This is a genomic window from Peptacetobacter sp. AB800 (assembly GCF_047807365.1).
Classification (GTDB): domain Bacteria; phylum Bacillota; class Clostridia; order Peptostreptococcales; family Peptostreptococcaceae; genus Peptacetobacter.
Map to the genome: position 1 here is coordinate 1 of NZ_JBLOUI010000082.1, position 1,554 is coordinate 1,554.

General features: G+C 48.6%; 1 rRNA gene. It reads right to left on the reverse strand.

Features of this window, described 5'->3' with window-relative positions:
* Window positions 1-1,453: ribosomal RNA gene (locus tag ACK2WN_RS12030) — 23S ribosomal RNA — on the reverse strand; the annotation flags it as partial.
* Window positions 1,454-1,554 lie beyond the last annotated feature (101 nt).

Genomic DNA, 1,554 nt, shown 5'->3' on the forward strand with positions numbered 1-1,554 from the left:
TTTCTCAAACGCTTATTGGCGGTACAGGAATTTCAACCTGTTGTCCATCACCTACGCCTTTCGGCCTCGGCTTAGGTCCCGACTAACCCAGGGAGGACGAACCTTCCCCTGGAAACCTTGGGTTTACGGCCTGTGGGATTCTCACCCACATCTCGCTACTCATGCCAACATTCTCACTTCTTTACAGTCCACATGTCCTTACGGTCATGCTTCTGCCCAGTAAAGAAAGCTCCCCTACCCATCATAAATGATGCCGTGGCTTCGGTAGTAGGTTTTAGCCCCGGAAATCTTCGGCGCAGGATCACTCGACCAGTGAGCTATTACGCACTCTTTGAATGAGTGGCTGCTTCTAAGCCAACATCCTGGTTGTCTGTGCAATCCCACATCCTTTACCACTTAACCTACATTTGGGGACCTTAGCCGACGGTCTGGGCTGTTGCCCTCTCGACCGTGAATCTTATCACCCACGGTCTGACTCCCAGATAAAAGATGACGGCATTCGGAGTTTGATAGTCTTCGGTAGGTGCAATACCCCCTAGGACATTCAGTGCTCTACCTCCGTATCTCTGAATCTGAGGCTAGCCCTAAAGCTATTTCGGGGAGAACCAGCTATCTCCGGGTTCGATTGGAATTTCACCGCTATCCACAAGTCATCCCCGAGCTTTTCAACGCTCGTGGGTTCGGTCCTCCACGAAATTTTACTTTCGCTTCAACCTGCTCATGGATAGGTCACCCGGTTTCGGGTCTACGTCATGCAACTAAACGCTCAGTTAAAACTCGCTTTCGCTGCGGCTGCATACTTGAAGTACTTAACCTTGCTGCATAACGTAACTCGTTGGCCCGTTCTACAAAAAGTACGCGGTCACACAAGAAATGTGCTTCCACAGTTTGTAAGTACAGGGTTTCAGGTTCTATTTCACTCCCCTCCCGGGGTTCTTTTCACCTTTCCCTCACGGTACTATGCGCTATCGGTCACCGGGTAGTATTTAGCCTTGGAGGGTGGTCCCTCCTGCTTCCCACGGGGTTTCACGTGTCCCGTGGTACTCTGGATCATATCGGAAGTCTTCTCACTTCGACTACAGGGCTGTTACCTTCTGTGGCGGAGCTTTCCAAAACTCTTCGTCTGTAATAACCTCTTCCTGATGATATGTCCGCAACCCCTAAGAAGCGAACTTCTTAGGTTTGGGCTGTTCCGCGTTCGCTCGCCGCTACTAGCGGAATCGAATTTCTTTCTCTTCCTTCGGGTACTTAGATGTTTCAGTTCCCCGAGTTCCCCTCAACGAGCTATGTATTCACTCGAAGATACCATGACATTACTCATGGTGAGTTTCCTCATTCGGAAATCTATGGATCAAAGTTTACGTGCAACTCCCCATAGCTTATCGCAGCTTATCACGTCCTTCATCGGCTCCCGGTGCCAAGGCATCCGCCCTGCACCCTTAATAACTTGACCAGTTACATTTGACATTTTTTAGTAAGGTTGTCGTCCTTATTTATCACATTAAGGAAATAAATGATGTCATATCATAATATATATGTAGTTTTCAAAGTACA